The sequence below is a fragment of the Schlesneria sp. genome (assembly GCF_036405755.1).
GTDB classification, from domain to species: domain Bacteria; phylum Planctomycetota; class Planctomycetia; order Planctomycetales; family Planctomycetaceae; genus Schlesneria; species Schlesneria sphaerica.
The window spans coordinates 1-8,626 of record NZ_DASWWZ010000737.1 but is presented as its reverse complement, the minus strand read 5'-3'; the positions used below and the strand labels follow the sequence as shown (position 1 = coordinate 8,626).

General features: G+C 57.7%; 5 protein-coding genes and 1 pseudogene. 2 read left to right on the top strand and 4 right to left on the bottom strand.

The features are described 5' to 3' along the window. The 3 genes from VGE80_RS24295 to VGE80_RS24285 all read right to left on the bottom strand — a co-directional run. Nucleotides 1-1,085, bottom strand: a 1,085-nt coding sequence (locus VGE80_RS24295) for an ATPase domain-containing protein (protein ID WP_440594450.1), incomplete at its 3' end; no start/stop codon positions are given. A gap of 440 nt (nt 1,086-1,525) precedes the next feature. Then, nucleotides 1,526-2,020 (bottom strand): GNAT family N-acetyltransferase, encoded by a 495-nt coding sequence (locus VGE80_RS24290; RefSeq protein ID WP_440594449.1) that lies wholly within the window; start codon nt 2,018-2,020, stop codon nt 1,526-1,528. Between the two features lie 31 nt (nt 2,021-2,051). Continuing rightward, on the bottom strand, nt 2,052-3,473 hold the full coding sequence (locus VGE80_RS24285) for a DUF1501 domain-containing protein (protein ID WP_440594448.1): 1,422 nt from the start codon (nt 3,471-3,473) through the stop codon (nt 2,052-2,054). A 603-nt stretch (nt 3,474-4,076) separates the two neighbouring features. Between VGE80_RS24285 and VGE80_RS24280 the strand changes: the two genes are divergently transcribed. Both VGE80_RS24280 and VGE80_RS24275 read left to right on the top strand, forming a co-directional pair. Continuing rightward, the gene (locus tag VGE80_RS24280; RefSeq protein ID WP_440594447.1) at nt 4,077-5,876 is read left to right on the top strand and encodes a hypothetical protein; all 1,800 of its coding nucleotides are present in this window, start codon (nt 4,077-4,079) and stop codon (nt 5,874-5,876) included. A gap of 26 nt (nt 5,877-5,902) precedes the next feature. Then, nucleotides 5,903-8,164 (top strand): ATP-binding protein, encoded by a 2,262-nt coding sequence (locus tag VGE80_RS24275; protein ID WP_440594446.1) that lies wholly within the window; start codon nt 5,903-5,905, stop codon nt 8,162-8,164. Nucleotides 8,165-8,362: 198 nt separating this feature from the next. Here VGE80_RS24275 and VGE80_RS24270 read toward each other — a convergent pair. Next, nucleotides 8,363-8,626 (bottom strand): annotated as a pseudogene (locus tag VGE80_RS24270) (arylsulfatase); the annotation flags it as partial.

Sequence of the window (8,626 nt, the reverse complement as noted above, 5' to 3'; positions counted from 1 at the left end):
TCGACAGCGTGTCGAACGAGTGAGACGAATTCGCCGGGTGTGAGTTCGGTAGGATCAATCTGCTGAACACGCACTTCCCCCTTGCTCAACCCCTGATTCAATTCAATTCCCAGCGCGGCCGTTCGTTTTTCGAGGGTCGATAGACTTTCGTCGAAGGCAAAGATCGCCGCATGATCCCCCCTTTGAGCCGCCGCGACTGCATACTGAACGGCGACACTCGACTTCCCCGATCCAGCTGGACCTACGAGCACGGTGCTCGTTCCGCGGTCGGGTCCGCCTCCCAGCAGGTCGTCCAGCGCCGCAACCCCACTGCGAATCGATTCCTTCGCATAGGGCTTCGAATGATCGGCTGCCACCAGACGAGGAAACACGTAAAGTCCTCCCGTGCGGATGACGTAGTCGTGAAGCCCTCCCCGGTAGTCAGTCCCCCGGAACTTCGTCACTTGTACACGCCGCCGCGAAGCGCCATACACGGGAGTGAACTGCTGCAACGAAATCACACCGTGCGCAATGCTATGAAGTTGAAGATCCCCCGCTTCGCCTGTCATGTCGTCGAGCAACAAGACGGTACATTTGCGACCGCTGAAGAACTGCTTGAGCGCGAGGATCTGCCGCCGATACCGCAAGGGATTTTGAGCCAACAGACGTAATTCCGAGAGAGAATCCAGCACCAGACGCGATGGCTGGACCTGTTCCACTGCATTTAAGACACGTTTCGTCGTCTCTGCGAGTTCAACCTCTGATGAGAGGTACATGGTGATTTGCGAGTCACCTTGAAGGTCCGACTCATCCGCTGTCAGTTCGATCACTTCCATCCCATCGAGCGACCAACCATGGGACTTTGCCCCCGCACTCAGTTCTTCTTTTGTCTCAGACAAGGAGATATACAGGCACTTCTCACCCGCCTCGACACCCGACAGCAAAAACTGCAACGCAAGGGTCGTCTTGCCAGCGCCTGGATCTCCTTCCACCAGATACATTCGGTGCGGGATCAATCCTCCCATGAGAATGTCATCCAGACCGCTCACACCTGTGGCCGCCCGGTCACGATGGATATCCCGTTCGATTTGGTTTTCTTTTGTCATGTGGTTAATCCCGCCGCGATCCGAATTGAAGTGGCCCAATGAACTTCAAGTCATCAAGCACGACCAGTTCCCTGGCCGTTAAAGTGTTTCCGCGATGCAGTTGCAATTATTCCTCAACAAACGAGAGAATTCAGGCTGCAGGCGAGAATTTCGCGTGACATTGCGGGTTATTATCGAGATTCAACCCGGTGGTTGATGAGCGATCAATCAAGCTGTCAGCCTGCTATGGATAAGCGGAAATCAACTCATCCGCGTCGCCAAACTGATCCTTTCAGTGAGCTTTACTGAGGGCGGCGGAAGGTGACAGCAAATCTGAGGCCGAAGAAGCTCGAAAATTCATCTCAAAAATGGTCGCCTGCTCCTGAGTCAGTGTTTGGTCCATACTGACAGACGGGATTTGCGGCGCGGAACTCTCCCGCCTAAAGCGCTGGCCGCTAGCTCTACTTCAGGCTCGCGAACTCGGTCGAATACCGGACCTGGCCCTGCGGTGCCGCATGCTCGGCGAACTCCAGAACCTGAAAGGCATCGCCCCCACCATATTCATCGGACAGACCGAACTGGCGTGCGGGTTGAAAACCAAATCGGCGGTAGTACTGTGGCTCACCGAGTACCACACACCACTGATATCCTTCTTCCTGGACCGCCCGCAGGCCGGACTGAATCAATGCCGCGGCAATCCCCTGTCTGCGATGTGACGCAGCTACGCAAACGGGAGCCAGGCCTGCTCCTCGTTCGCCCGAAACGACCTGCACCGGGCTGAAGGCGACATGCCCCACAATAGTCTGGTCCAGTTCTGCGACAAGTGAGATAATTAATCGCCCGTTGGCCCGCAGCAGATTCACCAGTCGCGCCTCCTGGGGGCCCGGAAATCCCGCAAGATGAAGCGCATGAATGTTCGTTCGATCCGCAACGGTTTCCGGACGTATGCTCAACATCGATCTGGCCCATTCCCCTAAAAGTTTAAAGTCAAATCCGTAGAATTTCCGTTACGGGCTCTCCCGTGCTCGCGGGATGAGTAAACCCGTCTAACCCAATACGCGAATTGGGATCAATCCCCATCGCTTTGAAGAGCGTCGCACTGAAATCTTCGGGAGTGACAGGCTTATCGCGCACATAGGAGCCCTGGGGGTCAGATGCTCCGTAGACCAATCCCCCCTGCACTCCTGCTCCCGCAATCAGGGCGGAATAACAGGCGGGCCAGTGATCTCTTCCCTGCTCGAAAATCCGGGGAGCACGGCCGAACTCCCCCACCAGGACGACCAGTGTCTGTGCGAGCAATCCCCGATCATCCAGGTCTTCCAACAGCGCTGAAACCGCCTGATCGACACGCGGGAGCGCAAAGCCAAGTCCGAACGAGCCACTGCCGAAAATACTCCCCAGGTGCGAACCCGCCGACGGACCGTGCATATCCCAGGTTTGCGTGTGCACGAATTTCTCTCCTTCGGCCACCCCACACCAGGCCGTGACACTGACCTGACGGACACCCGCTTCCACCAATCGCCGCGCCATCAGCAGGTTCTGCCCCAGCGGGTGATGGCCGTAACGATGACGCATATGAGATGATTCGCGAGACAGATCGAATGCCGCACTCGCGTGAGTCCCCGTGATCAGGTCGAAGGCCTTCTCCTGGAATCGCTGGAATCCGCTGACGGGACTCTTTGAAACGCTTTGTCCCTCCTCCGCATCTGCCGCAATGAGCCTGTCAGAGAGTGCCTGCAGCAGCTTCTGTCGGCTTTGCAGTCGCTCAGGCGCGTTCCCTTCCAGCGGATCAAACCCCGCAAAGTGAAAGTCGCGGGCACTGGGGTTATCGAGATCGGTTCCGACCCGCAATGGTCCGTGACTGACGCCCAGAAATCCCCCTTTCAGATAGCGGGGCTCGACATCGCCTGCCAGATTCTGCAACCAGACATAGGAAGGGATGTTCCGGCGCGCAGGCTGAAGTCGTGAGATGACGGAACCGAAGTAAGGCGTTTCGGGCCTGGGCATGCTATGCCCGGTCATCGCAACATGCATCCCCCCATCATGTCCGGGATTCCCATGCGTCATGGAACGAATGATGGTGAACTTGTCCGACTGCTGCGCCAGTTGAGGCAGGTGCTCGCAGACCTCCAGTCCCGGCGTCCGCGTCGCGATCGGTTGAAAGGGTCCACGAACAATGTCCGGCGCCAGGGGCTTGAGATCGAAACTGTCGATGTGACTCGCCCCGCCGTACTGCACGATGAAAATACATGAGTAGCCAGGCTCCGGCCTAAGAGATGTCGATGTCCGCCCTGGCAGTGGAACTTCGGCAGCAAGCTGCCCGGCACAGCCCAGTCCGAAAACTCCGAGACATCCCTGATGAAGTAAACGGCGACGTGACACTGGCAGTGAATGATGGTTGCCCCCCATGCGCTCGTCTCCAGCTTGTGGATTGCAGGATCAAAATCGCGGGCGTGAATGACCATGAACGACTGTGTTCGTTAGCCCCCTCGCTCTGAACTGCAAGGAGTGACCTGGCAACGGGACATCCTCGGTCTCTCGTGACCTGGATCCGATCGCAATCGCGCACGGTCCGTCAGGCTACCGAGATTCACGCCGTCGTTGCAACACCCTGTCTTCCAATCAGATCCCGTGTAACTCGAAGGGGCAACGTCGAAAATGGTCTCTGAAACAACGAGTCAAGAGAAACTTGTCCGGGAAGATAAACGCCGAAATCGCGGTTCACGACCCCGGCGGAATCTGGTATGAGGCGCATCGGAAGGTCATCGCGCGGTGTTTCTCGCTGGGATTCGCCAGCAGCACACCGTGCGCACAATCGGCACCGCCACGATGCCTGGGAGAGCTGACAAAGCATGAGCAGCGAATGGCCAGCGGCCTGATTCCCGCTTGACTGGCGGTACTTTCCCCCAGCACGATAAGTCAGCAGGTTCTGATGAGCGAAAGAGGCTCCCGCGTTGCCGGCATGCAAGCGGCATCGTTCACGATCCGGGAAACGTTTGAGATATGACAAACATGGATCCACAGTCGAATCCGACCAAGCCTGCACGGAAATCCAAACAGGCCAACCCCGCCACACGGTTCGCTCACGCCATCCTCGAATTGCTCGAAAGCCGCCCCCCTGAAGCCCCTGCCTGGGTGGCTGGTTCAGAATTGATTCACGAAGTCCCGGACCTGACGGCCGAGATCGTCGCCGAAGCCCTTTCCACATCCCCCGCGAAAAGCCGAGTGATCGTCATTCGCCCGCCAGCGCTCGACAGCCCCGTCATACTCAAGGAAAAGCTCGATGTCTGTGCGGCTGATCGTCGTTTCCTGCAGTGGCTGACGGAACAGTACTGCACGGCCGAAACTCCCGTCGTTTCTCTGGGTGAGCTCACGCAGGGACTGGATAAGCGGTTGAAAAAGCTCGTCGAGGCCTACTGGCCCCTCCATCGGGAACAGCTCCCGGTGGGACTGACACCGAAGCTGTTGCAATACGGCCGCAAAAAGCTATTCGCGATTCACGACCAGCGTTTCGCATTGCCCGAAGAGGAACTCAGTCAAAAACTCGTCGAGGCCCTGCACACTCAGAAACAGTCCGGCGGCGATGGATACCCGGCGGGCTGGGAGACGCTGGCGTCTCTCGCCGGAAGTCTCATCGATAACCGGCTGCTGCAACAGGCCGCCTCTATCCCACCGTTTACGAACCATGCTCGAGAACTGACGGAAGGGCCGAATCCGCTTCACGCGTTCATCGGCGATGTTTCGGACATTCTGCTGACAGATGCCTTCCTCAGGCAACTTGTCCAGGCGACCTGCACAGCCGCGCTTCCTGAAGTCAAACTTTCCGTCCTCGCAAAGCAGGTTTCCCGAGATCTGCGGCCATCGTTCGTTGATGGTTGGCTGAAACAGGCCGCTCAGCGACAGGATCTCGGCTTTGGGACTCTGCATTCCGCCGCAACCAAGAAGAAAACGGATGTCCTGATCCGCGACAAGCGGTTCCCCCCTCCCGAACTTGCCCTGGCCGAGGAATTCGTTCGGTACGTGGCAAAACGGAAAGCAATAGGCGAGCGAGCCTATCCGGTCCCCCTGCGTCAGTTGCTGGATGCGAACGCAAGTTACACCACGACAACGATCCGGAATAAGGCCCTGCAATCAGAACTGTTTCGATCGCAGGTGACGATTTCCCTCGCCGAAGTGGCTGATGCCGAAGTTGTCCTGCGGGGCGACGAGGAACAACTGGGCCGCTCCCCGGCCCTCCTGCTGGCAACGCTGCGGTCGCTGCGCAGTCATGATAATCATGCTGTCGCGATCGACAAGCTGGTGAGTTACAAGTCGCTGCATCCAGCCGTCAGAACCAGCCTGAAACTTCACGTAGAAGAGGCGATCGCGAATCACTCGCTGCCGCGGGGGATCGGCGCCATTAGCATTTCCAAAAAATGGTCCCTGTTATTACTGGATGACGTTGTTGGAGCGACCGCCGAGCCCCCCGCAGCGGTGAACCTGCCAGTGCCCTCCTCGACTCCTTCGCAGGCTCCGGACAGGGATGGCAGTCGCTTCGCCGAAGACTTTGATGCGGCATTTGCGAGACTGGACGGAAAGCTCGGGCTGCCGCACTACGCCAGTCTGGTCGATCTGCGTCCCGCCTTACCGCAGTATCCCCGCGATATCTTCGATCGTGAACTACTCAATCTTCGCCGGGCGGGAAAGTACTCCCTCAGCCTGGTCGAAGGGAGATTCGGCCTGACTGACGAAGAACAACAGGCATGTCTGATCGTCGACCATGTCCCTCACCTGCTCGTACAGAAAAAATCCAACGGATCCCACACTCACTGATCCCTTTTTCGGAAAAGGCCAAAGTCATGTCACTGTCGGAACCGACTCGGGAGATGTTTGCCGAGCATCTGCGGTATTCAAATCCGTTCGACGAGAACCGCGTCACGCAGACTGATTCCCTCAGCAACGACGTTCCACAAATCCATGCCGAGGCCTTCTCACAACTGACACTGCGCGCCGAGAAGACGGCTCAGAGTGATGAGATGGGCTGTGGTGTCGTCGTAACGGGCCCTCCCGGGGTGGGGAAAAGTCACCTGCTGGCACGCTTTGGAGACTGGGCACGACGCGAGAAATACCCGTTCGTCTACCTGCTGAATCTTCAGTCCGGTCCCCAGGACATTCTGCGCACGATCCTCAGGACATCGATCAGCATTCTCACTAAAGGGCTGAACAGGACACCCGCACAGACGCGTCTCTATCGGCTGGTGAGCGTCGCCCTGAATCAGGCTCTGGCCGCGAAAGGGATCACTCAGTCGGTCGAACTACCGACAGCCAGGCAGGCCTATCTGTCGCTGCTCAGCCATCTGGATGCCGACCCCGCCATCTATCGCGTCCTTTGGATTTTCTTCGACGATGTAATTCATCAGGCCAACGGACATCCCTCGAATGGACGAGCAGAACTGGCGAAACGCTGGCTTTCGGGGGGCTATCTTGACCCCGTCGAGGCCAGCCAGCTGGAACTGACCGTTTCCAGCGTTTCGGAAGAAGGCTGCTCTCTCAACCTTGAGCAGATGAAGCAGGTGCTTAAAGTCTTGTGTCAGTTCGCCGGATTTCGACATCGGTCATTTATCCTCTGCTTTGACCAGGTCGACACACTCAGCGAAGAACAGGTCCAAAGCTGGTCGGCCACCACGCACGCGCTCCTTGATACGTGTCCCCGCCTGCTGGTGGTCACCAGCGGCGTTGACGATACGTTTATCCGCTGGACCCGTCATCAACTGATGCCTCAGTCCAGCTGGGACCGTATTCGCCAGTTCACGATCAGTCTTTCGGGTATCGACGCCAACGCGGCGAGATCCATGGTCAAAGACCGCCTGGATGGAGCTCTTCGTCCATTCGACACTCTCCCCGAGATCTCGGAACTCCGTTCGCGCGATCCCCTGTTTCCCCTCGGTGAAGCCTGGGCGATGCGTCACCTGAGCGACGAATCAGGTCTCAACAAAACCGACCTGCGTCCCCGACAGATCATTAACCAGGCCGGCACCGCCTGGGATCACGAGGCCGATGCGGTGCAGACCAGGGGCGTTGCAGACTGGCTGCATTCATGGTCCGGACCCGAACAAACGAATGAAACCGCGCCCCCCGCCAGCAACGTGGATCTGTCTGATTTGTCGGGGCTGATCGACCAACGGATTGCGGCAAAAATTGAAGAGCATCGTCACTCGCGTCTATTGCGGCCGGAAGAACTTCCGGTCGATGCGGGCAACGTGCTGGGACTGCTCAAATCGATCCTGGCTGCCTGTGAAACGCTTGATCCAGCCATACGGCTGAAGTTCTATCCCCATTTCGGAGGCTTGATTCCCGATGCCGTGAAAAACCGATCGAAGCCCGCATTCCACCTGATGGCGCAAACGTCTTTTGATTCCTCCGACGCCCCACCGACGACAATCGGAGTGGCGATTGCCGAAGCTTCCAGCGGGCTTGCGGCCACGAATCAGCTCAAGCGGATTCTCGCCGCACTGGAAGGGCCCAATTCTCCCGATCGCGTCATTCTCATTGTGGACGGTCGGGAACCATTGCAGCTGGCAGAGGCCGGACGGTCTCAACTGAATCAACTGCAACAGAACGAGCATCGCTTTACTCTGCAGACTCTCGACTTTGCTCAGTATGCCACTCTCGATGCTTGCGAGGCGGTCGTCGGACTGGCGCGGGCGGGCGATCTGGAAGTCGTTCTCCCAACAGGGGAAAGCCGACTGATCACGGAAGCCGAAGTCTATGATTCCCACCACCGCCATCAGCGGTATCTTTTGCTTCCCGTCATCTGCCAATTGCTCGGGACCTGTCTGGACAAGCCGGGGGTGCCAGCATCACCGATGAATCTGCAGCAGCTGGAACAAGCCGTGTGCAGACAACTGGAGATGTCTCCCGGCCTCACGACGATCCAGCTCGGAAAGTGGTGGATCGACCAATACGAACCGGATGCAGATGAGCAACGGCAGGAACTGATCCATGAAGGATTCAAGGAAGTTGTGCTGAAGCTTCACGACGAAGACAAACTGCACGCGACGGCGATCAATGACTACTACCAGATCTACCCGACATCCAGGCGGGCGGACCCGACAACCTGATCCCTCAGGAACGCGCAGTGTGTCGTGCCGGTCCACCCCGGTTTCCGCATTGATGCGGTCACCGGGAGGAGCAGGTCGCCAGAAGTTTTGCCAGAATCACGCTCCGCGATCGCATTTTCGCATTCGCAACAACATGGCTTTTCCAGGTCACGCGAACGGGGTCACCCCATTCAGAGCGTGACGACGTTTCCTGTGGCTTCAATCTTCCTGGCTGAGGGTTTGGAACTCTTCCAGTTTCGCTTCCCAGAGCTTTTGAAGTTCTGAAAGCTTCTCGGGAAACTGCATTGCCAGATTCCGGGTTTCGCTTCGGTCTGCTTTCAGGTCAAACAGTTCCCAGGCTCCCTCCACCCCCCAGGAGACGATTTTCCAGTCACCCACGCGGACGGCCCGATTTCCCTCATGGAACCACCACAGATACTCGTGTGGAACGGTCACATCCTGTGCGAATGCCGGAATGAGACT

Excerpts from the sequence above, each read along its gene's own strand:
- VGE80_RS24290 (WP_440594449.1), bottom strand. The coding sequence starts at position 2,020 with ATGTTGAGCATACGTCCGGAAACCGTTGCGGATCGAACGAACATTCAT.
- VGE80_RS24285 (WP_440594448.1), bottom strand. The coding sequence starts at position 3,473 with ATGGGGGGCAACCATCATTCACTGCCAGTGTCACGTCGCCGTTTACTT.
- VGE80_RS24280 (WP_440594447.1), top strand. The coding sequence starts at position 4,077 with ATGGATCCACAGTCGAATCCGACCAAGCCTGCACGGAAATCCAAACAG.
- VGE80_RS24275 (WP_440594446.1), top strand. The coding sequence starts at position 5,903 with ATGTCACTGTCGGAACCGACTCGGGAGATGTTTGCCGAGCATCTGCGG.